Raw genomic sequence first — 24,973 nt, 5'->3', positions numbered from 1 at the left:
GCGGTCACGTCCGGTCCGGCCGCGATACGGTTCCGTCATGGAGGGCGCAGGCGATCAGGCCCCGGTGGTCGTGCACGACCTCGTGATGCCACAGGAGGACGATGGGCCGGATCGCGAGGAGCTGCTGACGGAGCGGAACGCCCTGGTCGATCGGGTGAAGGAGCTGAGCCCGCTGCTGCGCGACATCCATCAGCCGGTCCTGGAGATAACGGCAGCGATCAACGACGTGAAGGCCCGCATCGACGAGATCGACGCGGAGCTGCTCGACCGTTCGGTGTCGGCGGCGGCGAAGCTGCTCGCGGACGTCGAGGAGGCGGTCGGCACCGCGGAGCGCCGCGAGGTGGTCGAGGCGAAGTGGAAGGTGTTGGACGTGGACCGCCGCCGGATGCTCGTGGACGAGCTGGTGACGGTGACCATCGAGCCCATCAGGCCCGGTCACGTGAAATTCGACCCCGACCTGATTCGGATAGAGCCGCGTCGCGACTGACTCATGAGTCGACTCGTCATTGCAATGGTGAGTCGACTCGTGGGAGAATGGTTGCAGACAAGAAGATCCCACCGGGGCCGCGACTTAGAAGCGCGGGGTTCTGCTCCCGGATGAGTAGCCGGTCAAACAGCCCAATTACCGTGGCGGGGAACCGGAAGATACTCATGTCTGAGGACTTCCGATGTCTGTCGTTATCGACGTTCCCCGCGCATCCGCGCTCGACCGCCCTGGCCTCGATCAGGGCTCCACTCCTTCTCCGCAGGCAGACGGCCTCGATCCCGTCATCGCCGCCGCTCGTGCTGCTGGTCGTCTGGCCGGTGAACGCCTGGCTCGCACGCCCCTGACCCCGCGACAGCGCGCCGCGGTCGCCGCCGTGATGGGCGGTGGTCACTGATGAGCGCCAACTCCGCCGCCTTCGACCACGTGAACGGCTTCCGCTGGCGACAGGGCGACCCCTCCCTCGCCGAGTCCGAGGCACGTCTCTACGACCTCGGCGTGCTCCGCTCCGTGCTGGAGGAGTCCGTCGAGATCGCCGTCGCCGTCGCCGACGCCCGCGCTCCGTCGCGTGGCCTCGTGGGATCATTTTGGGTCTCATTTGGGGGTCAATAGGGGGTCATTTAGGCGCCGCACTCTCTCTGAGGCCCTCCGCGCTGTCCGCGGCGGGGGTGGTCGCCGTGGCTAAGCAGGAGAACAACCCGACGAGCATCGGGCTCACGCAGTACCTCGATCCGTCGTACTGGACCTGGGCTGCCGAGGACCCGAACGGGGCCGCGCTGCTCCAGCAGGGAGCCGAAGCGATCCTCGCCTACGTGGTGCAGCGGCTCGAGGCCACCGGCTGCGAGGTCGTCGAGGCCTACGGCATCGTGCATGACAAGGACGAGCGCGAGGTCTGGAGCGACACGGAGAAGGCTCTGGTGATCGAGCCGAAGCCCGATCACCTGCACGCGGTCATCAAGTTCGCCAGCCGTGCGAAGAGCGCACCGCTGGATCGGCTCGCGTTCGGCATCGGCGTCGAGCCCCAGTACGTCGAGAAGCCGGGCCGCGGGCGGTACGCCTACGACAACATGCTGTCGTATCTGACGCACGTGAAGTACGCGGACAAGCACCAATACGCGCCTTCGGAGGTCGCTACGGTGCGTGGGCCTGACTACCTCGGGATCGACGCCCAGCGTCGGGAGACCTGGCTCAAGGGGCGCGCGCACGTGAAGAAGAAGGTCGTCGCCGAGAACTTCGAGGACATGCGCGAGCGCGTGCTCCAGGGCGAGTTCACGCGGGATCAGATCATGCTCACGGACGAGCTGTTCGACATCTACTCGCGGCATCAGCGGGAGATCGACGACGCGCTGTCGGCCTACGGCCAGCGCCGCGCATACCGGGCGGCGGCGAAGCTCCGCGCCGGTGAGTTCTCGACGCACGTGGTGTTCGTCCATGGGGATGCCGGGATCGGCAAGACCCGGTTCGCCACGGACTTCATCACCGAGGCGATCAACGCGGCGAACGCGCACGGCGAGCGGTGGCAGGTCTACCGGGCCGCGACGGGGAACCCGCTTGATGACTGGCGAGGCGAGGAGGTGCTGCTGCTGGACGATCTGCGGGCCTCGGCGATGGATGCGAACGACTGGCTGCTGCTGCTTGATCCATACAACGCCTCGCCTGCGAAGGCTCGGTACAAGAACAAGGGCGAGGTGGCCCCGCGCCTTATCGTCATCACGGCGACGATCGAGCCTGTCGAGTTCTTCTACTACGCCCGCCAGAAGGGCAACGTGGACGAGGCGTTGGACCAGTTCATCCGCCGCTTGGCCTCGGTCGTGAAGGTCTATCGTGCCGACGACATCAATCGTTACCTCGTGCAGCACATTGGGAAGATCGAGCCCTACGAGTGGCACCAGTGCAGCATCCCGACCGCCGCACACACGCCCGGCATGTACGGCAACGCGTATCACCAGAACGTCGGGTCGCGGGAACTGACCTACGGTCCGGAGACCTCGGCGGAACATGACGCTGAGGGCGCGGTTGCTGAGCTGCTGGGCGGGCTCGCGGTGCGGAGCCCTGACGTGCCGCTGGCGCTGATCGGAGGTGCCGCATGAGCACCGAATGCGATGCGCTCTTCCAGGGGGTCGTGGGGGCCGGAGGCCCCTCGCAAGCAGCCGGGGAGGACATGAGCGCCAGCGAAATGTCCGACACGGCTACTGCTTGCCACTCTGGCGTACAGGTGGAGCAGCAGACCGACTCCCAGGTGAACACCGGTCGGGCTGATGCGGAGGCTGTGCGTCAGAGTCACGGCGGCGCGAAGCGTCGTCGTGGGGGCCGCGCGAAGCTCGATACCGACTTCGGAGAGGAGACGCTCGCGGCGCTTCGCACTCGTGCGAAGCGGCTCGGGCTGGCTCCGAGCACGTGGGTGCGGACCGTCGTCCGGGATGCCCTCCACGCCTCTCGGAGCGAGGAGTTGGACGCCGCCGTGGCCGCGCACCTGCTCGGGGTCGAGGCGCGGGTGCAGGCGTCGGCGGATGCTCGCGAGCTGGCCGCGCAGATTCGCCCGCTGGCGATCAACGTCAACGACCTCGACCGCCGGGCGCGGGCTGGTGAGTCAGTGGCGCTGTCGGCGGAGGTGCCCGAGCTGATCGAGTTGCTGCGCGAGGTCCGCGCCCTGCTCGGGGATCGGGCGGCCTCATGAGCACCACGCACTACAGCCTGAGCGCCAGCGCCGCCGACACGGAGCGCTATATCCGTGGCAAGGAGGACGAGCGGGGCATCGCGATCACGTGCGATGTGCCGGGAGGCCCCGGCGCGTTCTCGGCGCGCGCTCGGTCGCTCACGCGGAACACGACGCGCGAGGTCGAGGCGGTGCATTACCGCCAGTCGTTCAGCGACGAGGAGTTCGACCCGAAGAGTCCGGAGGACGTGCAGCGGGTGAACGATCTCGGTTATCAGCTCGCGAAGAAGATGCACCCGGATTCCGACTGCCTCGTAGTCAGTCATGTGGATGGGCGGGGCAAGAAGCCGCACAACCACATCTTGGTCATCAACCACAACAACCGGACGGGGAAGGCGCTCTCGGACTATCGCACGTTCCACGACCGCAAGGCCGGGAATCAGCGGGGCGTCCAGTCGGCGAACGACCAGCTGATGCGAGAACACGGGCTCTCGGTCGTGAAGCGGCTGGAGCACGCACCGAAGGACTGGGAGCTGCGCCGCGAGGACTTCGCCGAGGGATCGCTCGACCGCGAGATGGGCGACCGGATGAGCGCGGCGCTGGCCGATCCCCGGGCGGTGGACAAGGCCGGTCTGGTCTCGGTGATCGAGGAGCAGAACCAGCGGCTCGGCGATGACGGGGAGCGGGTGCCGCGGATGCGGTTGCACAGCCCCGTCAGCAAGAAGGGCAAGCGCGCCGGGCAAGAGACCTGGACGCTCTACATCGAGGATCGCCGCGGCGAGTCCGGCCGCGCCGAGCGCCGCAAGCGCGCGAGCGCCCTCTCGGCGGACTTCACCCCGGAGGGCGCGCAGGCGTTCTTCGACTACCACCAGCAGCAGAAGGAGAAGGAACATGAGCGCAGCGCTCGACAGGCTGAAGCAGCAGAACGAGCCCGAGCAGTCGCAGCAGCAGCTCGGCAGTCCGGAGACGATGGAGCTGTTGACCTCGATCCTCGCCGCCGTCGAGGCGCAGAACACGAGGATCGCCACGCTGACCGAACAGCAGAAGAAGCTCGCGGGGTTCGTGAAGGTCATGGACGAGGAGACGACGAGGCGGCTGGAGCGGATCACGGCCCCGGCGTCGACCTCCTCGCCCTCCAGCGACGTGTCCGCGAGGATCGCGAGTATCGAGAGCAGGCAGAACGAGATCGCGAGCACGCTCGGCGAGTTCGCGCAGAGTCTCAACGGCGAGAGCTTGAACGCCGCTTCGCGGAGCTTGGTCGCGGAGGCGCAGAAGAATCGCGCGGCTACGGCCTCGGCGATTGAGGGTCTGAAGGCGCAGGTCACAGCGAACCAGAAGCTCGTGAGCCAGGTCGGCGGCGCGGTCCAGCGGATCGAGAAGCGCACCGAGGAACGGGTCGAGAAGGCTGTCGAGCAGGTCGCCGGGGAGGCTTCGGCCACGATGACCGCGAGCCTCGACGCCTCGAACGCGCGGGCGGAGCGGATCATCGCCGCGACGGCGAAGCTGGAGGCGCGACAGCTCTGGTCCGCCGCCGCCGCGATGTGCCTCGTTCTCCTGCCGGTGGCCGTGGTCGTCGCCGGTCTCTGGATGGGCATCACCGGGCTCATCACGGGTGTTCAGTGGGCGCTGGACGTGGACGGGAGCGTGTGGCTCGGCATCGGCCGGTGGCTCGTGGTCGGCGCTGGCCTCGCCGGGGCCGGCTACGGGCTCTTCGCGTCCGTCAGCTGGGTTGCGGGTCTCGTGGAGACCTGGAAGGGCCGCGGGATGCCGAAGTGGCCCCGCTGGCGCAAGAGGTGATCACGCCTCACGAGGGCAAGCGCGCGCAGCGCGTGCGGCAGCCGCGACAACTGGACATTAGGTCAGCGGCTGCTGTATAGTTCAGTGCATGCTGACCATTGCTTCGCGTCTTGACGTCATGAACCGGCTCGGCCGGGCCATGGCCGACCCGACGCGCTCCCGCATCCTGATGTCCCTGCTCGACAGCCCGAGCCACCCCGCGGTGCTCTCGCGCGAGCTGGGGCTGACCCGCTCGAACGTGTCCAACCACCTGACCTGCCTGCGCGACTGCGGGATCGTGGTCGCCGAGCCCGAGGGCCGCCAGACTCGCTACGAGATCGCCGACCCGCACCTGGCCGCGGCGCTGACGGCACTGGTCGATGTGACCCTCGCCGTGGACGAGAGCGCGCCGTGCATCGACCCGGCCTGCTCGGTGCCGGGCTGCTGCGCCGCGAGCAGTTCGGGGGACGCCTCGTGAGCGCCGCCTGCGGCTGCGACGAGCCGACGACCAGCCCCGCGGACGAGGCAGAGGAGGCAGAGCGCCCGTGGTGGCGTGATCCCGGCCTGGTCGTGCCGATCCTCTCCGGCGTCGCGTTCGGCACCGGCCTGGCGCTGGAGTGGTCGGGGCTGCACATCGCGGCGCTGGTCGCGTTCTGGGCGGGCCTGCTGCTGGGCGCGTACACGTTCGTGCCCGGTGCGATCCGGAATCTCGTTGTGAAGCGCAAGCTCGGGATCGCGCTGCTGATGACGATCAGCGCCGTGGGCGCGGTGATCCTCGGCTACGTCGAGGAGGCGGCCGCGCTGGCGTTCCTCTACTCGATCGCCGAGGCCCTGGAGGACAAGGCGATGGACCGCGCCCGCGGCGGGCTGCGCGCGCTGCTGAAGCTCGTGCCGGAGACCGCGACCGTGCTGCGCGACGGGACCTCCGCCTCGGTCCCGGCCAGGGAGATCGCCGTCGGCGACGTGCTGCTGGTCCGCCCTGGCGAGCGGGTCGCGACCGATGGGCTGGTCCGCTCGGGCCGGTCGAGCCTGGACACTTCGGCGATCACCGGTGAATCGATCCCGGTCGAGGTCGCGCCCGGAGAAGCGGTGTCGGCGGGCGCGATCAACAGCGCCGGCGTGCTGGAGGTCGAGGCGACCGCCGCGGGCACCGACAACTCGCTGACCACGATCGTGGAGCTGGTAGAGCAGGCCCAGGCCGAGAAGGGCGACCGAGCCCGGATCGCTGACCGGATCGCCCGCCCGCTGGTGCCCGGCGTGATGGTCCTCGCCGTCCTCGTCGGCGTGCTCGGGTCCCTGCTCGGCGACCCGGAGACCTGGATCACCCGCGCCCTGGTCGTCCTCGTCGCGGCCAGCCCCTGCGCGCTGGCGATCGCGGTGCCCGTCACCGTGGTCTCCGCGATCGGCGCGGCGACCAAGTTCGGCGTCGTCATCAAGAGCGGGGCCGCCTTCGAGCGCCTCGGCGGCATCCGGCACCTGGCCGTGGACAAGACCGGCACTCTGACCCGCAACCGGCCCGAGGTAACCGCCATCGTCGCCGCCCATGGGTTCGACGATGCGCAGGTGCTTGCTTGGGCTGCCGCCGTGGAGCAGCACTCGACGCACCCACTCGCCGCCGCCATCGCCGCCGCGGGCCGGGGAACCCCCGCCGCGCAGGACGTGGCCGAGGAGGCCGGGCACGGCATCGGTGGCCTGGTCGACGGCCGCAGGGTGGCGGTGGGCAGTCCGCGCTGGATCGACGCCGGTCCGCTCAAGGCCCGGGTCGAGGACCTGGAGGCCGAGGGGCAGACCTGCGTGCTCGTCACCGTCGACGGCTTCCTGGCCGGGGCGATCGGCGTCCGCGACGAGCTGCGCCCCGAGGTCCCCGAGGTCGTGCGGACCCTGCGCGACCAGGGCGTCGAGGTGAGCATGCTCACCGGCGACAACTCCCGCACCGCTGCTGCGCTGGCGAAGCTGGCCGGGATCGGCGACGTGCACGCCGAGCTGCGTCCCGAGGACAAGGCTCGCATCGTCGCCGGGTTCTCGGAGACGTCGCCGACCGCGATGATCGGCGACGGCATCAACGACGCGCCCGCCCTGGCCGGGGCGACCGTGGGCATCGCGATGGGCGCGACCGGCTCCGACGCCGCGATCGAGTCCGCCGACGTCGCCTTCACCGGCCACGACCTCGGCCTCATCCCGCAGGCTCTGCGCCACGCCCGCCGCGGCGGCAGGATCATCAACCAGAACATCGTGCTGTCCTTGGCGATCATCACTGTGCTGCTGCCGCTGGCGATCACCGGCGTGCTCGGCCTGGCAGCGGTCGTCCTCGTGCACGAGGTCGCCGAAGTCGTCGTCATCGCCAACGGACTGCGGGCTGCGCGTGCCCGCAAGCAATAGGTGTTCCATCCAACGCCATAACTCAGACATGCGCTATGAGAACCCGCTCTACCTGGCTGAGGAGGTCGCCGCTCTCGACCTGCTCACCGACCAGCGCATTGCCATCGGCATCTCCCGCGGCTCGCCGGAGCAGGCCCGCCGCGGCTGGGAGACCTTCGGCTACACCGGCGGCGTCGACCCGCGCGGAGCCGACGTCGCCCACGCCCACACCGCCCAGTTCCTCGACGCCGTCCGGGGCGTCCCGCAGGCGGACCTCGACACCAGCGGTGGCATGGCACCCGGCGCCAGCTCCCGCCTGCGCATCGAGCCGCACGCCCCCGGCGTGGACCGCCGCCTGTGGTGGGGCGCCGGCTCGCGGGAGACCGCCGAGTGGACCGCCCGCCAGGGCCTGAACCTCATGAGCTCGACCCTCCTGACCGAGGCCACTGGCGAGGGCTTCTCCCACCTTCAGGCCGAGCAGATCCGCCGCTACCGCGAGACGTGGAAGGAGGCCGGCCACAACTGGACCCCGCGCGTGAGCGTCTCGCGCTCCATCTTCCCGATCGTCTCCGAGGTCGACCGGAAGTTCTTCGCGCTGCGCGGCGAGGACTCCCACGACCAGATCGGCGTCATCGACGGCCTGCAGTCGACCTTCGGGCGCACCTACGCCGCCGAGCCCGACGTCCTCATCGAGCAGCTCGCCCGGGACGAGGCGCTCCATGCCGCCGACACCCTCATGCTCACCATTCCCAGCCAGCTCGGCGTCGACTTCAACCTCCACATCCTGCAGGCCTTCGCAGAGCATGTCGCCCCGGCACTGGGGTGGCAGCCCAACACCGCCGGACCGGTGACGGGCTACTCCCTGGAGGCGTAGACCTCCGGCAGCGGTCACCGTCCGGTCCGGCCGCGATACGGTTCCGTCATGGAGGGCGCAGGCGATCAGGCCCCGGTGGTCGCGTGGATGGAGCACCACCAGGTGGTCCTGTACCTGGGTGCGCTCGTGGCCGGCGCCGTCCTGGGGCTGGCGGCTCCCGCAGCCAGCAGCCTTCTGGAGGCGGCTGTCTCCCCGGTGCTGGTCACGCTGCTGTACACGACCTTTCTCGGTGTCCCCTTCCATCGCCTGCGGGCCGCCTTCGCCGATGCCCGGTTCATGGCGGCGCTTGTGGCGGTCAACTTCCTCGTGGTGCCGGCGGTGGTCCTGCCTCTGTCCCGACTGGTCGCCGATGAGTCGGGGCTCCTGGTCGGCACCCTCCTGGTGCTCCTGGCGCCCTGCGTCGACTACGTCATGGTCTTCATCCGACTGGCCGGCGGCGCATGGTCACGCATCCTGGCGGCATCTCCGGTGCTCATGCTCCTCCAGGCCCTCGTCCTGCCACTGTGGCTGGCCCTCGCTGCCGGCTCACCCGGGGCTCAGGGAGGTGGTATCAGCTGGCGGCCTTTCGCGCAGGCCTTCGTCCTCATGATCGCACTGCCCATGGGGCTATCGATCCTCACGCGGCGCGCCGCACCCCGGGTCCGGTCCGCCGACCGGCTCGCTTCAGCAGCGACGGCGCTCATGGTTCCGCTCATGATGGCGACCCTGCTGCTCGTCGTCGCCTCCCAGGTTCCCCACGTCGCCTCCCGGCCCGACGTCGTCGCCCGGGTGGTTCCCCTCTTCGTGGCTTTCGCTCTGGTGATGCCGGCTGTGGGAGATGTCGCCGGGCGCATGGCTCACCAGGGACGCCAGGAGCGCCTGGCTCTCGCCTTCTCCGGGACCACCCGTAACTCGTTGGTGGTTTTGCCGTTGGCTCTCGCGCTGCCCGATTCCATGGGGATGGCGCCGATTGTGGTGGTGGCTCAGACGTTGGTGGAGCTCGTCGTCATGGCAATCGGTATCCGTCTGCTTCCCCGCCTTATTCGATAGGGGACTGTGGGGAAGAAACCGATGCAATGATGATGCATTGATGTCAATGATGCAGAAGAACGACGTGGCCTGTGGGTCTCGGACTGCTCCGAGCCCCACAGGCCCCTGTCGTTGAGGGTGGCATCGCCCCTGGATCCCATATTCCAGAGGAGAATCAACCCTCCTTCGCCAGAGCGGCTCGCGCCGAGCTCCCTATCAACTCGGGCGGCCTCGAAATCCGATCGGTCATTGGGCTCCCCAACCCTCGCGACCAGTTCCGTCCGGCGGCGGTCACTATGTAACCCACTGCTCCTGAGGGAGCACTTCAATGTACCTGAGAATATTCTGGGAATCTAGTTGCGGAATTTGTTTCGTTTTCCTAGGGCTGGAGAAGACCTTTTCAAAAGAGGGAAATATTGTCAATCTTTGGTGTATTTTAAACGTATAGGCAACCCTTTTGTGTTGATTCTCGTCGGTGTTGTCCCGGAAGTGCCGTGTATTGTTCATCCGTCCAACCGTTAATCAACGGGCGGAAGGTAGTGGTTGTCCGGCTCAGGGCGCCGGATGCCGCCAGCCCCCGATCTCTCCAAGGAGCAGTTGCCTATGCCGCAGGTCACCGGAGCCGTTCATGAAGTGGGTGTCGACCAGCTCTTCTTCTCCACCACTGATGCACGTGGCGTCATCCGCCACTCGAACAACGTCTTCATCGAGCTCTCGCGCTACCGGCGTGATGAGCTCTCCGGCGCCCCGCACAACATCATTCGCCACCCGGAGATGCCCGGTGGTGCCTTCAAGGCCATGTGGGACACCCTCAAGGCAGGCAGCCCCTTCGCCGCCTACGTGCGCAACCTCGCCGCCGACGGCAGCGAGTACGACGTCTTCGCCACCGTCACCCCGCTGTCCGACGGCGGCTACCTCTCGGTGCGCACCCGACCGGTGTGCTCCGACCTGTTCGACACCGCCTGTGCCATCTACCGCGACGCCCGCGCCACAGAGGATCAGGCCATCGATGGCGGGGCCAACCGTCGGGCGGCGGCCGAGGAGGGGCTGGGCCGCATCGCCGAGATGCTGGCCGGAGCGGGCCTGTCCTCCTACGAGGAGTTCCAGAACACGGCCCTGCCGGCGGAGGTGGCGCGTCGTGAGGAGCTCTCCGACGGTATCCCGGTGCGCCCCGACGCCGCCGGGGACCTGCGCGTCATGCTTGACTCGGTCACCAGGATCGCCGCCGGGCTCGACTCGTGGATGTCCGGTCAGCAGCAGCTCGCCGAGCTCTCCGCCTCACTCAAGGCCGCGGGGAAGGGACTGACCCGGACCCTGGAGGACCCTCGCCTGAGTGTCGAGCACATCGCCGCCCTGGACCGCTCCGACCCCAGGGTCAAGCCCCTGGCCGACCTGCTGGACCTGTGGACCCAGATGCAGGTTCTGGTCAGCCCCCTCGTGGCGAGGCTCGTCGACACCCTGGCCCAGCTCGACACCAACGGCGCCCGCACCCGCTTCCGCATCGCCCTGGCCCGTCTGCACACCACCATCACCTCCCTGTTCACCGTCGAGCTCATCGACGGCGTCGGAGACCCGCAGTACTCGGCGCAGGCCATCCCCGACCTCATCGAGTCGTTGCGTGAGGGCATCGCCGAGATGGAGCGTCAGGCTCAGGCCCACCGCGCCCTCGCGGCCCAGGCGGTCGCCTACATCGGCGAGGCCAGCCGCATGATGACGATCCCGAACCAGCTCCTCATGCTGTGGACCGGTTCAGCCGCGTCTCGCGACCCGGAGCTGCCCGCCATCGCCGCAGAGCTCTCCAGTGCCGCCTCCGGTGTGGTCGAGTCCGTGGGCCGTCGCCTGGCCGAGCTCGACGACCTCGCTGCCCGCTGCCAAGCCACTCATGTCGCCGACAACTTCGCGGAGCTGGGGGAGGCCCTGGACTCCTTCACGACGGCGGCCGGAGCTGTCGCCCCGAGCTGAACGGGTGCGGCGCCGGTCGGCGAACGTATCCGTTCATCAACCGGCGCCGCTGTGCTGACCGAGTGCTAGGCGGGCTCGTCCCGCCCGACCGGGCTCAGTAGGAGTCGGTCTCGGAGCGCGGGGCGTCCTGAGCCGTTGCCTCAGTGGGCGCCGCCCCCGGGTAGTCCACGTGTCGGTCCTGCACGGGGCTTGTCGGTGAGGCGTACCCGTAGGGGCCGGGTTGCTGCGGCCCGGTGGAACCGGCCGCGCTCGGGGGTGCTGAGAGGGCGCCCTGTCCGACAGACGCGGTTCCCACCGGGACGGGCACGGGAACGGGGGAGGCCCAGCGCAGCTCATCGCGAGGGATCTCATAGACCACACCGGGGTAGCGACCGAACTGCTCCTCGCTGGGCACGGCCGAGGAGGTGGAGTCCAGCACCGCGAGCATCTGCTCCGGCGTCGGCCACGAACCGGACGGCCCGCTGCCGCTGGGAGCCGGCGGCGGGAACCACGCTGTGAACTCCGGCGGACGGATCATGATCCGCCCCGGGCGGGTGCGGTCGCGCAGGGCGTGGGCGCGCCAGGTGATGACCGGGTGCGTGGACCGCCAGACGGTCATGTGGAGCCACAGTCCCTTCTCCCGGGTGGCGCGATCCGCCAGGGCGTGGGTGTTGACCTCGGCACCCAGGTACTTGCCGCCGGAGAGCACCCCCACGACCCCGGGCACACCCGCAGGCGCGTAGGTGTAGCCGTGGTTGTCCGCCGTGTACTCCTGGGCCCGAACCAGCGCTTTGCCCAGAAGCGGGACGTTGAGGCCGAGGGTGACGAACAGCAGGCGCAGCATGGAGATGTGACCCGCGGCGAGGTGCCCGACCTCGTGCCCGATCACGAAGCGCAGCGCCTCAGGGTCGCGGGCCCGACCACCGATCTCGAACATGTCGGAGTGGACGACCACGAAACGCCGGTAGCCGTGGCCGGCCGCGAAGGCGTTGATCTGACCGTTGCCCATGGTCACGTAGGCATCGGGGACCCGGCGCAGGCCGAACTGCTGGGCCGCCTCGACAACCATCCGATAGCCCTCCGGGAACTGGGTGGGACTCATCTGGACCGCGGTCGCGCGGAGCTTGGCGTACAGCATCGCGCGCGCCACCCACAGGATGATCGGGATGAGGGGCACCAGCAGGAGGAACTGCGCGCCGCTGCCCTCCTGGCTGAGGAAGAAGTCGCGAACCTGAGCCCCCAAACCGGTGGGCTCAGGCACGGCGACCAGCCAGATCACCAGGGCGATCCACACCAGGTAGGCCAGTGCAGTCGCAATGCTGGTCGCGATTAGGAGCGGGATCTCGGCGGGGTGACGCAGCTTGCGGATGCCCTTGATGCCGTGAACGGTCGCGCCGTTGAACATCCGGGGGCGGGAGGGCGGCACAGCCGGCGGCGGCGAGCCGAGGGGACCGGGGACGGTGGATGGAACATGTGGTGGCATGACGGCAACCTAAACGACTCGCCGCTGGATTCATCTCCTGCCCCAGGAGGATCTTCGCCTCCGGCGTATCGGCCGTCTGGTGGGAAAAGGTGCGGTTGATCGCTTCCCTCGAACGGCGCTGTCGCTCCAGCAGTCCTGCAGGAGGTGGGGAGCCGGTGGGACCTGACGCCGTCGATCGCGACCCCGTAGGCTCCTGCCCGTGCCGCACTCCGCCTCGCCGTCTTCGCCGTTCCTGTCCTCGCAGCCTCTGCCCTCCCTGTCCGGGAACCCGGACCACACCGTGCCCTGGGGCATGCAGATCGCCGTGCGCTACGACAAGGTCCACCCGCCCCGGAGGATCGACGTCGCCGAGGCGGCCGCGCGCGCCGTCGTCTCCCTCCTGGCCTCACCCGCCGCCGCCCCCGGCGGGCCGTGGAACCCGGCCGTCGACTACTGGCGCGACGGGCGCATCCGCAAGCTCGTGCGTCGGGCCCGCGGCAAGCGCTGGGAGGAGGTCCAGGACATCGACGGCGTCACCGTCACCCAGGACGGTCCGGCCGGCTGGGGGCAGGCGGCCGCCCGCGCCTTCGTGCCAGGGCCGGTGCGCCCCCTGCCCGGGGCCCTGGCCAAGACCCAGGTGGAGGGCACCCACTTCCCACCCGGTGACGAGCTGCCCCCACCGCCCGCCGAGATCACTGCGCGCGTCGCCCAGGATCCGGCCGTGGCCGAGCAGATCGCGCTCACGGCGGCGTCGGCCTCCAGCGGGGCCCTCGTGACGATCGAGGTGACCCCCCTGCACGAGATGACCTCGGGCAAGCTGGCCGCCCAGTGCGGCCACGCCGCCCAGTTGGCCTGGGAGAGCAGCGCCATGCCGCTCGCCATGAGGCGGGCCTGGGCCGAGGACGGCTACCGGGTGCGCGTCGTCGTGCCCAGCCGGGAGCAGTGGGAGACCACCACCCGGCCCGTCAGCGTCACCGACGCCGGCTTCACCGAGCTCGACGGCCCCACCGAGACGACTCGCGCCTTCTGGTGAGGGCGCGGTACCTGGGTGTCCCTTCGCGCAGGGGCACCGGCGGCCCGCCAGACATCCTCCATCAGCCCGCCATCGCCGCCAGGGCGGCCTGTCCCCGGACTCCCGCCCGTGCGAGCGTCTCAGGAGCCGTGGCGCCTTGAATCGGGAACTGCGTTTCCCGCCCAGAACGCACTTGTCCTCCAGACGACTGAGGCCGGACCTCAGTCATCTGGAGGACAACGCAGTCCTCGTCGAAGAAGGACGTCCCCGATCGGGTACCTACTGGGACTGCTCCTCGGGCTCCGGCACCCCGCGGAACACCCATAGCCGGATGAACACGTAGAGGTAGATGCCCTCGCAGCAGGCCGAGATGACGCGCGCCAGCTCGGCATTGACCCCGAACCAGTGCAGCAGCGAGGACAGGCCCAGGATGAAGATGACGTACTGGCTGACGACCCCGGCCATGTAGCCCGCCCCCTGCTGGACGACGTGCCCGTGGGCCTGGAAGTTCAGCCACCGGTTGAGCAGGAAGGAGTAGACGGCCGCGATGGCGTAGCCGACCGTGACCGCCACCGGGTAGAACCAGTGAAGGTGGTTGTAGAACACCCACAGGCAGGTGATGTCCAGGAAGAAGGCGGAGCCGTTGATGATCGCGTAGCCGATGAAGGTCACCGGCAGCCGACGGCGCACAAAGCCCGGCAGGACGGAGTGGATCGCCGTGATGAGGCGCAGGAAGACCTCCGGGGCGCGGCGGGTCGTGGAGGCGGAGGACTCGACGGTGGACGCAGCTCCTTCAGCGGTCGTGGTCCCGGGGGCCCGGTCGTCCGTCGCGGTTCCTGCCATGAGGTGTCCTTCCCTGTGAACGCTCCTGTCAGGGGGAGTCTTCCCCGACCGCGCCGGTTGGGCAAGTTCCGAAAGGAGGAACAGTGGCCCGCCGGCTCATCCGTGCGGCGCAGAGGCAGCCGGCGTCAGGGCCTGGGCGACCTCGCGACGCAACAGCTCGCCGCCGGCGTCGGCCGGGTGGTGGATAGTGCGCAAGCCCACCTCGTGGGCCGCGGCGATGTTGGTGGCGCTGTCATCGACGAACAGGGCCTGGTCCGCCTCCACCCCCGCCAGCTCCAGCAGCCGGTGGAAGTAGGCGGCATCCGGCTTGGCCACCCCCAGCGTGCAGGAGTAGCCGTCGATGTCGCACAGGCCGTCATAGCCCAGCTGCTCACGCATCCAGGCCCGACGCTCCCACTGCTGATTGGTGGCCAGGACCGTGGTGTAACCCGCCTCGCGCAGGTCCCTCACCACCTGCCAGGCCACAGGGTCGGGTGTGGCCCGGTGCCACATCTCCAACAGGTCCGATGCGCGCAGCTCCAGCCCCAGGTTGCTCACCACCCGCTCCAGCAGCTCGGTGAGGGTCTCCCGACCTGCCAGGGCGTCGGTCTCACCATCGATCATGGCCTGGGCGAAGGCGGGTCCGCCGCCGCGGGTCAGCGCCTCGCCCCACGGGGTGCCGATGAGCTGCAGAACGCCGTCGGCATCGAGCAGGACGGCGCGCACGGGCGTGGACGAGGCGGGCGGGATGACCGGCTGAGAGATACTCACACCCCGATTCTGCCCTACCTCACGGTGTGTTTTCTTGGGAGGTCGGTCGGGGCGCGGGGCGCACCGGTGGAAGACTGGGGCCATGACTGATGCCGCCAGCACCCCCACCCGTGACGCCGCCGCGATCCTGCGCGACGACGACGCCCACACCGACTCCCTCATCGACTTCGTCACCGCCTCACCCAGCTCCTACCACGCCGCCGCCGAGGTCGCCCGCCGCCTGGAGGCAGCCGGCTTCACCGGCGCCGATGAGACCGTCACCTGGCAGGAGGACCTGCCGCGGCGCGGCTACGTCATCCGCGATGGCGCCATCGCCGCCTGGGCGCTGCCCGAGACGCTCAGCCCGGGGGCGGGCGTGCGCATCGTCGGCGCCCACACCGACTCCCCGGCCCTCAAGCTCAAGCCCGCCGCCGCCCTCGTCCGCTCCGGCTGGCAGCTCATCAACGCCGAGGTCTACGGCGGCCCCCTGCTCGCCTCCTTCCTCGACCGTGAGCTGGGCCTGGCCGGACGCCTGACCACCCGCGACGGCGCCGTCCACCTCGTGCGCACCGGACCCATCGCCCGCGTGGCCCAGATCGCCCCGCACCTGGACCGCAGCGTCAACGACACCCTCCACCTGGACCGCCAGACCCACCTGCTGCCCCTGTGGTCACTGGCCGAACCCGACGCCGCCCCCGACGCCGTCGAGACCCACCTGTGCGAGATCGCCGGCATCGACCCGGCCGAGCTCGCCGGCCACGACGTCCTGACCTACCCCACCCAGGCGCCCGCCCGCTTCGGCCGCGACGGAGAGTTCCTGGCCTCCTCCCGCCTGGACAACCTCTCCTCCGTCCACGCCGGACTGGTCGCCCTCGAGGCGCTCGCGGCCTCTGGGGCGCAGCCCGTCGAGCCTGTCATCCTGGTCGCCTTCGACCACGAGGAGGTCGGCTCGGACACCCGCTCCGGGGCGGGTGGCCCCTTCCTCGAGACGCTCCTGCGGCGCCTGGCCCGGGTCCTGGGCGTCAGCGGTGACGGCCTCGAGGCCCTCATGGCCCGCTCGACCTGCGTGAGCGCCGACGCCGGGCACTCCGTCCACCCCGCCTACTCCCACCTGCACGACCCGGCCGTCCAGCCGCTCATCAACCACGGGCCCCTGCTCAAGATCAACGCCCAGCAGCGCTACGCCACCGACGCCGCGGGCGCCGCGATCTGGGCGCGGGCCTGCACCGCCGCGGGTGTGCCCAGCCAGGACTTCGTCTCCAACAACGCCGTGCCCTGCGGCTCCACCATCGGGCCCATCGCCGCCACCCGCCTCGGCATCACCACGGTCGATGTCGGCGTGCCCCTGCTGAGCATGCACTCGGCCCGCGAGATGTGCGGCGTCAAGGACGGCCCCTGGCTCGCCCAGGCCCTGCACTCCTACTGGCAGGGGGCCTGAGCGTGGCGGGGGAGCAGGTGGGCCGCAGGGGCCGGCCGGACTCGCCGATCCGCGCTGCCGGCGTGCACGGCGCCGCCCCCTGCCCCTGCGGCAGCGGCGCAACCTACGCCGAGTGCTGCGAGCCGCTCCACGACGGCGCCCCGGCGCCCACGGCCGAGGCCCTCATGCGCTCTCGCTACACGGCCTTCGTCGTCGGCGACGAGGACTACCTCTTCCGCACCTGGCACCCGCGCACCCGCCCCGAGGGGCCCTACTGCCACCCCGGGACCCGGTGGACGGGACTGACCATCCACGAGACCGTCGGTGGCGGGGAGGACGACGAGACCGGCCTCGTGGAGTTCACCGCCACCTACCGCACCGGCGACGGGCGTGGGGCAGTGGTGGACGACGCCCTGCGCGAGCGCTCCCGCTTCACCCGCCGTGCCGGCCGCTGGCTCTACCTCGACGCCGTCGGATAGGGCCGGCGGCCCAGGGGTGACCGGAGCGGACGGGGCGGATGGAGCCCTGCTCAGCTCCAGGTGCCGCGCCAGTACTGGATGGGCCAGGGGGCCTCCTCCCAGGAGCGCACCCCCAGGTCGGCCGCCCAGCGCAGCGGCAGGTAGGGATCGCGCAGGGCTGCCCGGCCCACGGCGATCGCGTCGGCCTGCCCGGCGATGAGCGCCTGCTCGGCCTGGGCCGCCTCCTCGATGAGACCCACGCCCACCACCGGGACGTCGCTGCCGGCCACGGCCCGCCTCACCTGCTCGGCCAGCGGCAGCTGGTAGCCGGGCCCCACCGGGACCTCGGCCGGGACGTTCCCGCCGCTGGAGATGTGCAGGACGTCGACACCGGCCTCCACCAGCTCGCGGCTGAAGTCGGCGGTCTCCTCGCCGGTGACGCCGCCCTCGGCCCAGTCCGAGGCCGACAGGCGGATGTCGAGCACCGTCTCCGGCCCGATGGCCTCGCGCACGGCCCGCACCACCTCGAGCGGGAAGCGCTGCCGGTTCTCCACGCTTCCGCCGTAGGAGTCAGTGCGCTGGTTGGACAGGGCGGAGCGGAACTCGTGGATGAGGTAGCCGTGGGCCCCGTGGATCTCGACGACGTCGTAGCCGGCCTCGACGGCGCGCCGCGCGGCCGCCGCGAAGGCCTCCACGATTCGACCGATCCCGGCCTCGTCCAGCTCGGTGGGAACCGCGTGCTGGGGGAAGGGGATCGCGCTGGGGGCCAGCAGCTCCCAGCCCTCCAGGGTGCCGGTGCGCGCGCCCTCCACCTTGGGGCGCCACGGAGGGGTCCCCGACTTGCGCCCGCCGTGCCCGATCTGGATGCCGGCCAGGGCCCCGCCGGCGTGGATCGCCTCCACCAGGCGGCGCTGGCCGGCGACCTGCTCGTCCGACCACAGCCCCAGGTCGTTGGGGGACAGGCGCCCCTCCGGGGTGACCGCCGTGGCCTCCACGATGACCGTGCCGAAGCCGCCCACCGCGCGGCTGGCGTAGTGGGTCACGTGCCAGTCGGTGACGACGCCGTCCTGCGCTTCGACCGTGTACATGCACATCGGCGGCAGCCACAGGCGGTTGCGGGCGGTCAGCCCGCGCATGGTCATTGGCTCAAGAATGCGTAGCGCGCTGGAGGTGCTCATGGCCTCACGCTACTCTCCCGACCGCTTGGCCGACATGGGGCGGGAATCACCCGTGCGATGACCCCCATGGACCCCATAGGCTCCCGGGCGTGATCTCGCGTCCTGTCCCCGTCACCGACCCTGTTCAACGGCCCGTCCCCGTCTCCGACCCCAACCACCGGCCCGCTCCCGTCACCCACGGCCCCGACGACGTCGCCCTCGTCTTCGAGAGCGGCGGCATGCGCGGGGCCTACACGGCCGGCCTCGTGCGCGTCATGCTGGAGGCAGGGCTGTCCTTCCCCTGGGTCGGGGGCATCTCAGCGGGCTGCACCAACACCTGCAACTTCGTCTCCCGGGACACCTGGCGCACCCGCGAGGCCTACCTGGGACTGACCACCGACCCCCAGGCCGGCGGCTGGGGCAGCTTCGTGACCGGCAAGGGCTACTTCAACTCCGAGCACATCTACCTGCACACCTCCGCCCCCGACGAGTCCATCCCCTTCGACTGGGAGACCTTCGCCGCCTCGCCCGCCACGGTGCGCCTGGGCGCCTTCCGCTGCGACACCGGCGAGGAGGTCTACTGGGGCCTGGAGGACATGCCCACCATGGGCGACCTGCTGGTGCGGGCCCGGGCGTCGTCGTCGATGCCGGTGCTCATGCCCATGGTCGAGGTCGACGGCGCCCCCTACGTGGATGGCGCCGTCGGACCCACCGGCGGCTTCGCCATCGACGCCGCCCGTGCCGACGGCTACGACAAGCTGCTCGTGGTCATGACCCGCCCCGAGGGCTACCGCAAACCGTCCATGCGACGCCACGAGATCGAGATCCTCCAGCGGCTCTACCCCCGCTACCCGGCCCTGGTCCAGGCCATCATCGACCGCCCCGAGAACTACAACCGCACCGTCGAGGAGCTGGAGCACCTGCGCAGCCAGGGACGCGTCTACCTCTTCCGGCCCGAGCGCATGCCCATCGCCAACGGCGAGCTGCGCTACGACCGCATCGTCACCGCCTTCGAGGCCGGACTGGCCCAGGCCCGCCGCGAGCTGCCCGCCATCGAGGCCTTCCTGGCGAGCTGAGCTCAGTGCGGCAGGGCGACGCCGTAACGGGCGATGTCCTGACCCGCATCGAAGCCGAAGGTGATGATCGGGGGCACCGGCCTACCGCCGTCGAGGGAGGCGGCCAGCAGCTCCAGGACGTGGCGCTCGTGCGGCGGGACCGCCTCGGGCAGGTCGGTCAGTGAGAACCAACGCAGACCCGCGTTCTTGGCCGGCTCACGCACGGCCGGCGTGCCCGCCCAGGTCCGCAGCGTGAAGAACAGGTCGATGCGCTGCTCCAGGGCCGCGCCGCCCAGGTCATTGGTGCGGTGCATCGCCGTCAGTGCGCTGAGGTCCTTCGCCTCGACGCCGATCCCCAGCTCCTCGTCGGTCTCGCGCAGAGCCGCCTCCAGGACGCTCTCGGCGGCCTCGACGTGCCCCGAGGCGCCGCAGGCCCAGTGCCCGTCCATGTATCCGGTGTTCCGCCGCAGCTGGAGGAGGACCTGGGTCGCGCTGCTCGCCGCCCCGGCTTTCCCGCTCATGGAACCCGGATCGGGGCGCAGGAGGTAGACGTAGGCGGCGGGAATGAGGGTGAAGGAGTGGGCGGCCATGGCGACCACCGTAGACCAGGTGCCGGAGCGGAGCCGGATGGGCGGGGGATATGCGGAGAGCGGTCGGGATACGGGAGACGGGGACTCATGAAACCATCAGGAATGTAGGCGATGCTCCGGTGCAGTCAGTCATCAGTGGCCGTCTGCGGCAGCTTCACAGTGTGCCCGTCCTGGGGCATCTGAGAATCACCTCGACGGTAACGCTGCCGGCTCGACGTCGGACAACTAGGATCCACCCTGGGGTGACGGGAGATCTCGGACCCAGCCCGCGGACCCGACGTCGCCGCCGACCGCCAGTCGTCGACACGATCAATGATGACCGATGCCGACCTGAGCCCGACCGACGCCCCGTTGACGTCGATTGACGACGCTGCCTGAGGAGGACCCGATGCAGACCAGCCTTACTCGGCTCACAGCCGACGACGGAACGCGTCTGGTCGTGCACATCTGGCTCCCCGAGTGGCTCATCGACGGCTCCCTCCTGGTGGCCGACGCCCCCGAGACCGACGCCCCAGCGCCCACCTCGGCCGCGACGCGCGCGCAGGTACCCGGCGCCGCCCGCCCCCGGGGCATCATCGTCATCGCCCACGGCATGGCCGAGCACGCCTCGCGCTACGCCCGCTTCGCCGCCTCGGCGGTGGAGGAGGGCTATGCGGTCCTGGCCGGCGACCACCGCGGCCACGGGGCCACCGCCGCCCCGGGCGGCTTCGGCTTCGTCGCCGAGAAGGGCGGCTGGGAGAGGGTCGTGGCCGACATGGGCATCGTGCTGGACGCGGCCCGGCGGGCCTGGCCCGATGCTCCAGTCTTCCTCATGGGCCACTCCTGGGGCTCCTTCCTGGCCCGCGACCTGGCCGCGCGCCGCGGCGATGAGTTGGCCGGCCTCATCCTGCTGGGGACCGGCTCAGGAACCGGTGCGCTGACCCGTCCCGCCGCCGCGGTCTGTGCCGGGGAGTCCCGGCTGCGCGGCCCGCGCCACCCCTCTCGGCTGCTCAACGCGCTCGCCTTCGGCCCCTACCAGCGCCACTTCGCCCCCAACCGCACCGAGGCCGACTGGATCAGCCGGGACGTTCATGAGGTCGACCGCTACGTCGCCGACCCCTGGTGCGGATTCGTGTGCACCGCCAGCTTCTTCCGCGACCTCGTTGCCGGAGGAAGGGCCGTCAATACGGCCGCCCACGCCACGGCCGTGCCCGCGCAGCTGCCTATGCTCCTGGCCTCCGGTGACCGGGACCCGGTCGGCGCCATGGGGCGGGGCGTCCAGCGCTCCGCCACCCTCTACCGCCGCGCCGGCGTGCGGGAGGTCTGCGTCATCCTTTATCCGGGTGGGCGCCACGAGCTGCTCAACGAGACCAATCGGGACCAGGTCACCGGCGACATCCTCACCTGGATCGACGGACACCTGCCTGAACTGTGAGAACCGACGGGTAATCGCGGATTTCAAGGCAGTTAACCGCGCCATTGTTGTAGGAAACCTACAAGTTGCGCGGTGGCTCTTCGGTGGGAACCGGTCGTTCGTCAGTTCTGTGATCCCCGTAGGGTGGGGCCATGGTCTCCAAACTCTCCTCCACGTCAGCCGCCGGCAGTCTCGCCCACAGTCCCGCGCTCGCCCGCGTTCGCGAGGCCGGCCTGGTCCTGGCCGGAACGCTCTCCCTGATCCTCATCGGCCAGATCACGATCCCCCTGCCCTTCACTCCCGTTCCGATCACCATGGGCACCTTCGCGGCCCTGGGTGTCGGTGCCGTGCTCGGCTCGCGCCGTGGCGCCCTGTCCGCGCTGCTCCTCGGTGCCCTGGCCGCTGTTGGGGCCCCGGTCCTGCACGGCTGGAAGGGCGGCGCCATCGTGACCTTCGGTTACGTCGTCGGATACGTCCTCATCGCCCTCATCGCCGGACGCGCCGCCACCGTGTGGTCGCGCCACTCCGGCTCCATGGCATCTCGGGTCGCCACCGGCGTCGCCCTCATGCTGCTGGCCTCGGCCTCGGTCTACGTCCCGGGCCTCATCTGGCTGAAGGTCGCCACCGGCGCCAGCTGGAGCACTTCCCTGAGCCTGGGCCTGGTGCCCTTCATCGCGGGAGACATCCTCAAGTCCGTGGTCGCCACCGGCCTGCTCCCCGCGCGCAGCCGCCTTCGCTGACCGCCCTGATCGTAGGGGTCTGACCCTCCCTGTGCCCCGCCGAGTTCCGCGCTCGGCGGGGCACGCGGGCCTGAGGGCCCGCTTCCGGGCGGTCGGCGCGGGTTAAAGTGCCCGTATGAGTCAGCCCGAAAGGCGGGCCGTACCCGTCCTGTCCGTCATGGACATGGTCCCCGTCAGCGCCGGATGCAGCCGCACCGACGCTCTTACCGACATGATCGCCCTGGCTCGAGCCGCCGACGCCGCCGGCTATGAGCGCTACTGGTTGGCCGAGCACCACGGCTCCACCACCTACCTGTCCTCGGCGACCATCGTCCTCATGGGGCAGGTCCTGGCCGCCACCGAGCGCCTGGGTGTCGCCTCCGGCGGGATCATGCTGCCCAACCACGCCCCGCTCGTCGTCGCCGAGCAGGTCGGAACCCTGGCCACCCTCTACCCCGGCCGGGTCGATCTGGGACTGGGGCGGGCCCCGGGCACCGACCGACGCACGGCCGCTGCACTACGCCGGCGGGCCTCCGAACCGGGTCGTTTCGCCGAGGAGATCCTGGAGATCCTCGCCTACCTCGGTGACGAGCCCGTGCCGGAACGGGTCCCCGGCTCCCTCCTCCTGGGCGCCCCCGGCAATCCCGACGACGCCCTCCACGCCCCTGAGCCCGGCGGCCCCCGCGTGCGGGCCATCCCCGGGGAGGGCACCCGCCCGACCGTGTGGGTGCTCGGCTCCTCGGTCAACGGTGCCCGCGTGGCCGGCCGGCTCGGACTTCCCTTCGCCGTGGCCTCGCACTTCGCCCCGGTCCAGGCCGAGGCGGCGATCGCCACCTACCGCTCCGTCCTGGAGTCCCGTACCGAAGATGCTCCCGGCCCTCAGTGCGCGCCGGACGTCCCCCGGGTCGCGGCCGCCGTCAACGTCATGGTGGCCCCCAGCCAGGAGGAGGCCCGCCTGCTGTTCAGCACCGCCATGGCCGCCGCCGCCCGCATCGTCGGCAACCGGCCCGGGCCGCTGGACCCGCCCAGCCAGGCCCCCCAGGCCTGGCGCGCCTACGCGCCCGGCCGGGAGGAGGCCGTCGAGGCGGCCATGTCCCTGTCCTTCGTGGGCACGGCCGACGACGTCGCCGCCCGCCTGCGTGAGCAGGCCGCCCGGTGGGACCTCGACGAGATCCTCGTGGTCACCTACGCCCACGACCCGGCCCTGCGACGCCGCTCCTACGAGCTGCTCGCCCAGGCCTGGAACGCCTGAATGCGCTGGTATCTCACGGTTTGACTCCCGTGCTACGTGACGGTCCTGTTTCCTCGGTGGACGTACTATCCCCGCCTGTGGGCGGCGCCTGAGCTCCTCAGCGTGCCGAAACCCTCTGATCCAGTGACGAATCCTCGTCGGTTCCATGCCCCATGGAGGTCGCATGAACAACGCCCTGACAGTGTCGCGCCGTGGCTTCGGGCTCGGCGCGGCCGCCTTCGGCCTGCTCCTGGTCTCAGGATGCTCGCGCGGATCGAGCTCGGAAGGAGGCGGTCTGGGCAGCGGCAGTGGCAAGCTGACCCTGGCCTACAACTCCGACGGCCCCCACAAGACCTGGGCCGAGGCCGTGTGCCACTCGGTGTCCAACGTCCTGGGCATCACCATGGAGCCCCTGCCGGTGGCCCAGTTCTCCGAGATGCGCTCGGCCATCACCAAGCACACCCTCCTGGGCGCCTTCCGCTCCGGATGGTCGGCCGACTACCCCTCGCTGGAGAACTTTCTCAACGCCACCTTCCAGACCGGCGCCAGCGCCAACGACGCCCAGTACTCCTCGAAGACCTTCGATGACCTCCTGGCTCAGGCGGCGGCCGCCACTGACCCCCAGACCGCCTACAGCTATTTCCGCCAGGCCCAGTCCCAGCTCTTCACCGACCTGCCCGGCATCCCGCTGTGGTACCAGAACGGCTTCGGCGGCTACTCCCGCAACGCCTCCAACGTCGACTTCAACTGGACCGCCACCCCGGTCTACGAGGAGGCCCGCTCCAGCGCCAACGGCGGCGTCATCCTGGCCAATCTCTCTGAGCCGCAGAACTCGCTGCTGCCCACCAACACCAACGAGGCCAATGGTGGGCGCGTCCTCGACCTGGTCTTCGCCGGCCTGATCCGCTACGACAAGGACGGCAAGGTCATCAACGAGGTGGCCTCCTCCATTGAGACGACGGACAATCAGCACTTCACGATCACCCTCAAGCCGGGCTGGACCTTCTCCGACGGCAGCCCGGTGACCGCCGACTCCTTCATCAAGGCCTGGAAGTTCGGCGCCCTGCTGTCCAATGCCCAGCTCGGCTCCTCCTTCTTCGAGAGGATCAAGGGCTTCTCCTACGACGAGGACTCCGAGCTGACCGGGTTGACCAAGGTCGATGACCTCACCTTCACCGTCGAGCTGAACGCTCCGGCGTCGGACTTCAAGATCAGCCTGGGGCACTACGCCTACTACCCGATGCCGGAATCCGCCTTCAAGGATCCCAAGGCATACGGCGCCAAGCCAGTGGGCAACGGCCCCTACCGCTTCGTCTCCTGGGACCACGACAGCCGAATCGTCCTGGAGCCCAACCCCGCCTACGCCGGCGGGCGCACCGTGGCGAACAAGGGCATCACCTTCAAGCTGTACACGAGCCTGGACTCGGTCTATAACGACCTGCTCGCCGATGCCATCGACATCGCCGACGGAGTCCCCGACTCCTTCCTGCCCATCTTCCAGAAGCAGCTGGGTGAGCGCGCCATCAACAAGCCGGCCGCCTTCTTCCAGGGGATCGCCATCGACGTCACCCACGAGCACTGGAAGATGGACGAGGAGGGGCGCGCCCGCCGCGCCGCCATCTGCCGGGCCATCGACCGCAAGCTCATCTGCGACAAGCTCTACTACGGCACCCGCACGCCCGCCAAGGACTTCACCGCCCCCACCGTTGCGGGCTGGACGGCAGATGTCCCGGGCAACGAGGTCCTCACCTACGACCCGGACGAGGCCAGACGCCTGTGGGCGCGGGCCGAGGCCATCTCCAAGTTCTGA

At 70.1% G+C, this 24,973-nt stretch carries 25 protein-coding genes; 20 read left to right on the top strand and 5 right to left on the bottom strand.

The genetic code is table 11. The features are described 5' to 3' along the window. The first annotated feature begins 37 nt into the window (after positions 1-37). The 12 genes from JJJ14_RS10525 (at position 38) to JJJ14_RS10470 (ending at position 11,118) form a co-directional block, all read left to right on the top strand. A complete protein-coding gene (locus JJJ14_RS10525) occupies positions 38-487 on the top strand; it encodes a hypothetical protein (protein WP_236592813.1) in 450 nt (149 codons plus the stop codon). Between the two features lie 181 nt (positions 488-668). After that, the gene (locus JJJ14_RS10520) at positions 669-881 is read left to right on the top strand and encodes a hypothetical protein (protein WP_003780572.1); all 213 of its coding nucleotides are present in this window, start codon (positions 669-671) and stop codon (positions 879-881) included. Beyond that, complete coding sequence (locus JJJ14_RS10515) at positions 881-1,096, top strand: hypothetical protein (protein ID WP_060957359.1); 216 nt, start codon at positions 881-883, stop codon at positions 1,094-1,096. The genes JJJ14_RS10520 and JJJ14_RS10515 overlap by 1 nt, the downstream gene beginning before the upstream one ends. A 65-nt stretch (positions 1,097-1,161) precedes the next feature. After that, positions 1,162-2,574, top strand: coding sequence for a Rep family protein (locus JJJ14_RS10510; RefSeq protein WP_225792350.1), 1,413 nt, complete (start codon positions 1,162-1,164; stop codon positions 2,572-2,574). After that, the gene (locus tag JJJ14_RS10505; protein WP_201444083.1) at positions 2,571-3,161 is read left to right on the top strand and encodes a hypothetical protein; all 591 of its coding nucleotides are present in this window, start codon (positions 2,571-2,573) and stop codon (positions 3,159-3,161) included. Before JJJ14_RS10510 ends, JJJ14_RS10505 begins: the two co-directional genes overlap by 4 nt. Further along, positions 3,158-4,444, top strand: a complete 1,287-nt coding sequence (locus JJJ14_RS10500) for a relaxase/mobilization nuclease domain-containing protein (protein ID WP_201444082.1) — start codon at positions 3,158-3,160, stop codon at positions 4,442-4,444. The genes JJJ14_RS10505 and JJJ14_RS10500 overlap by 4 nt, the downstream gene beginning before the upstream one ends. Before the next feature lie 37 nt (positions 4,445-4,481). Then, entirely contained in the window at positions 4,482-4,937 is a 456-nt protein-coding gene (locus tag JJJ14_RS10495; protein WP_076078060.1) for a hypothetical protein, read from the top strand. An 88-nt stretch (positions 4,938-5,025) separates the two neighbouring features. Further along, entirely contained in the window at positions 5,026-5,394 is a 369-nt protein-coding gene (cmtR, locus tag JJJ14_RS10490; protein ID WP_003780589.1) for a Cd(II)/Pb(II)-sensing metalloregulatory transcriptional regulator CmtR, read from the top strand. Beyond that, positions 5,391-7,295, top strand: coding sequence for a heavy metal translocating P-type ATPase (locus JJJ14_RS10485; RefSeq protein WP_003780583.1), 1,905 nt, complete (start codon positions 5,391-5,393; stop codon positions 7,293-7,295). Before cmtR ends, JJJ14_RS10485 begins: the two co-directional genes overlap by 4 nt. A gap of 28 nt (positions 7,296-7,323) precedes the next feature. Continuing rightward, positions 7,324-8,148 carry an LLM class flavin-dependent oxidoreductase gene (locus JJJ14_RS10480; RefSeq protein ID WP_201444081.1) on the top strand — a complete coding sequence of 275 codons (825 nt, stop codon included), beginning with the start codon at positions 7,324-7,326 and terminating at the stop codon, positions 8,146-8,148. A 48-nt stretch (positions 8,149-8,196) separates the two neighbouring features. Continuing rightward, a complete protein-coding gene (locus tag JJJ14_RS10475) occupies positions 8,197-9,177 on the top strand; it encodes an arsenic resistance protein (RefSeq protein WP_201444080.1) in 981 nt (326 codons plus the stop codon). A 582-nt stretch (positions 9,178-9,759) separates the two neighbouring features. Further along, positions 9,760-11,118, top strand: coding sequence for a PAS domain-containing protein (locus JJJ14_RS10470; protein ID WP_201444079.1), 1,359 nt, complete (start codon positions 9,760-9,762; stop codon positions 11,116-11,118). Between the two features lie 94 nt (positions 11,119-11,212). Here the strand turns inward: JJJ14_RS10470 and JJJ14_RS10465 are convergent, their stop codons facing one another. Continuing rightward, positions 11,213-12,502, bottom strand: coding sequence for a M48 family metallopeptidase (locus tag JJJ14_RS10465; protein WP_201445168.1), 1,290 nt, complete (start codon positions 12,500-12,502; stop codon positions 11,213-11,215). Between the two features lie 277 nt (positions 12,503-12,779). On the opposite strand from JJJ14_RS10465, the gene JJJ14_RS10460 reads away from it, so the two are divergent. Next, positions 12,780-13,592: a peptidyl-tRNA hydrolase gene (locus tag JJJ14_RS10460; RefSeq protein ID WP_442859448.1), complete on the top strand. Its 813-nt coding sequence runs from the start codon at positions 12,780-12,782 to the stop codon at positions 13,590-13,592. A gap of 258 nt (positions 13,593-13,850) precedes the next feature. On the opposite strand, the gene JJJ14_RS10455 is transcribed toward JJJ14_RS10460, so the two are convergent. Together JJJ14_RS10455 and JJJ14_RS10450 are read right to left on the bottom strand one after the other, a co-directional pair. Next, positions 13,851-14,414 (bottom strand): GtrA family protein, encoded by a 564-nt coding sequence (locus tag JJJ14_RS10455; RefSeq protein WP_075373810.1) that lies wholly within the window; start codon positions 14,412-14,414, stop codon positions 13,851-13,853. A gap of 96 nt (positions 14,415-14,510) precedes the next feature. Beyond that, complete coding sequence (locus tag JJJ14_RS10450) at positions 14,511-15,164, bottom strand: HAD-IA family hydrolase (protein ID WP_201444078.1); 654 nt, start codon at positions 15,162-15,164, stop codon at positions 14,511-14,513. An 82-nt stretch (positions 15,165-15,246) separates the two neighbouring features. Here JJJ14_RS10450 and JJJ14_RS10445 point away from each other — a divergent pair, with 82 nt between their 5' ends. Then, positions 15,247-16,581 carry a M18 family aminopeptidase gene (locus tag JJJ14_RS10445; RefSeq protein ID WP_201444077.1) on the top strand — a complete coding sequence of 445 codons (1,335 nt, stop codon included), beginning with the start codon at positions 15,247-15,249 and terminating at the stop codon, positions 16,579-16,581. 2 nt (positions 16,582-16,583) lie between these two features. Further along, complete coding sequence (locus JJJ14_RS10440) at positions 16,584-17,039, top strand: YchJ family protein (RefSeq protein WP_236592812.1); 456 nt, start codon at positions 16,584-16,586, stop codon at positions 17,037-17,039. Positions 17,040-17,089: 50 nt separating this feature from the next. Here the strand turns inward: JJJ14_RS10440 and JJJ14_RS10435 are convergent, their stop codons facing one another. Then, entirely contained in the window at positions 17,090-18,196 is a 1,107-nt protein-coding gene (locus tag JJJ14_RS10435; RefSeq protein ID WP_201444076.1) for an NADH:flavin oxidoreductase/NADH oxidase, read from the bottom strand. A gap of 89 nt (positions 18,197-18,285) precedes the next feature. Here JJJ14_RS10435 and JJJ14_RS10430 point away from each other — a divergent pair, with 89 nt between their 5' ends. Beyond that, positions 18,286-19,251 (top strand): patatin-like phospholipase family protein, encoded by a 966-nt coding sequence (locus JJJ14_RS10430; protein WP_201444075.1) that lies wholly within the window; start codon positions 18,286-18,288, stop codon positions 19,249-19,251. A gap of 2 nt (positions 19,252-19,253) precedes the next feature. Here JJJ14_RS10430 and JJJ14_RS10425 read toward each other — a convergent pair whose 3' ends face one another. Further along, entirely contained in the window at positions 19,254-19,820 is a 567-nt protein-coding gene (locus JJJ14_RS10425; protein WP_201444074.1) for an NUDIX hydrolase, read from the bottom strand. 388 nt (positions 19,821-20,208) lie between these two features. On the opposite strand from JJJ14_RS10425, the gene JJJ14_RS10420 reads away from it, so the two are divergent. The 4 genes from JJJ14_RS10420 (at position 20,209) to JJJ14_RS10405 (ending at position 24,973) form a co-directional block, all read left to right on the top strand. Next, on the top strand, positions 20,209-21,234 hold the full coding sequence (locus JJJ14_RS10420; protein ID WP_201444073.1) for an alpha/beta hydrolase: 1,026 nt from the start codon (positions 20,209-20,211) through the stop codon (positions 21,232-21,234). Between the two features lie 131 nt (positions 21,235-21,365). Next, the gene (locus JJJ14_RS10415; protein ID WP_201444072.1) at positions 21,366-21,953 is read left to right on the top strand and encodes a biotin transporter BioY; all 588 of its coding nucleotides are present in this window, start codon (positions 21,366-21,368) and stop codon (positions 21,951-21,953) included. Between the two features lie 115 nt (positions 21,954-22,068). Beyond that, positions 22,069-23,184, top strand: coding sequence for an MsnO8 family LLM class oxidoreductase (locus JJJ14_RS10410; RefSeq protein WP_201444071.1), 1,116 nt, complete (start codon positions 22,069-22,071; stop codon positions 23,182-23,184). Between the two features lie 163 nt (positions 23,185-23,347). Continuing rightward, positions 23,348-24,973 carry an ABC transporter substrate-binding protein gene (locus JJJ14_RS10405; RefSeq protein WP_201444070.1) on the top strand — a complete coding sequence of 542 codons (1,626 nt, stop codon included), beginning with the start codon at positions 23,348-23,350 and terminating at the stop codon, positions 24,971-24,973.

The sequence above is a fragment of the Actinomyces sp. HMT 175 genome (assembly GCF_016694895.1).
Taxonomy (GTDB): domain Bacteria; phylum Actinomycetota; class Actinomycetes; order Actinomycetales; family Actinomycetaceae; genus Actinomyces; species Actinomyces oris.
This window is presented reverse-complemented; position numbering and strand designations above follow the sequence as displayed.

Coding starts and splice junctions, on each gene's coding strand:
- JJJ14_RS10525 (WP_236592813.1), top strand. CDS start 38: ATGGAGGGCGCAGGCGATCAGGCCCCGGTGGTCGTGCACGACCTCGTG.
- JJJ14_RS10520 (WP_003780572.1), top strand. CDS start 669: ATGTCTGTCGTTATCGACGTTCCCCGCGCATCCGCGCTCGACCGCCCT.
- JJJ14_RS10515 (WP_060957359.1), top strand. CDS start 881: ATGAGCGCCAACTCCGCCGCCTTCGACCACGTGAACGGCTTCCGCTGG.
- JJJ14_RS10505 (WP_201444083.1), top strand. CDS start 2,571: ATGAGCACCGAATGCGATGCGCTCTTCCAGGGGGTCGTGGGGGCCGGA.
- JJJ14_RS10500 (WP_201444082.1), top strand. CDS start 3,158: ATGAGCACCACGCACTACAGCCTGAGCGCCAGCGCCGCCGACACGGAG.
- cmtR (WP_003780589.1), top strand. CDS start 5,026: ATGCTGACCATTGCTTCGCGTCTTGACGTCATGAACCGGCTCGGCCGG.
- JJJ14_RS10480 (WP_201444081.1), top strand. CDS start 7,324: ATGCGCTATGAGAACCCGCTCTACCTGGCTGAGGAGGTCGCCGCTCTC.
- JJJ14_RS10475 (WP_201444080.1), top strand. CDS start 8,197: ATGGAGGGCGCAGGCGATCAGGCCCCGGTGGTCGCGTGGATGGAGCAC.
- JJJ14_RS10470 (WP_201444079.1), top strand. CDS start 9,760: ATGCCGCAGGTCACCGGAGCCGTTCATGAAGTGGGTGTCGACCAGCTC.
- JJJ14_RS10465 (WP_201445168.1), bottom strand. CDS start 12,502: ATGTTCAACGGCGCGACCGTTCACGGCATCAAGGGCATCCGCAAGCTG.
- JJJ14_RS10455 (WP_075373810.1), bottom strand. CDS start 14,414: ATGGCAGGAACCGCGACGGACGACCGGGCCCCCGGGACCACGACCGCT.
- JJJ14_RS10445 (WP_201444077.1), top strand. CDS start 15,247: ATGACTGATGCCGCCAGCACCCCCACCCGTGACGCCGCCGCGATCCTG.
- JJJ14_RS10435 (WP_201444076.1), bottom strand. CDS start 18,196: ATGAGCACCTCCAGCGCGCTACGCATTCTTGAGCCAATGACCATGCGC.
- JJJ14_RS10425 (WP_201444074.1), bottom strand. CDS start 19,820: ATGGCCGCCCACTCCTTCACCCTCATTCCCGCCGCCTACGTCTACCTC.
- JJJ14_RS10420 (WP_201444073.1), top strand. CDS start 20,209: ATGCAGACCAGCCTTACTCGGCTCACAGCCGACGACGGAACGCGTCTG.
- JJJ14_RS10415 (WP_201444072.1), top strand. CDS start 21,366: ATGGTCTCCAAACTCTCCTCCACGTCAGCCGCCGGCAGTCTCGCCCAC.
- JJJ14_RS10410 (WP_201444071.1), top strand. CDS start 22,069: ATGAGTCAGCCCGAAAGGCGGGCCGTACCCGTCCTGTCCGTCATGGAC.
- JJJ14_RS10405 (WP_201444070.1), top strand. CDS start 23,348: ATGAACAACGCCCTGACAGTGTCGCGCCGTGGCTTCGGGCTCGGCGCG.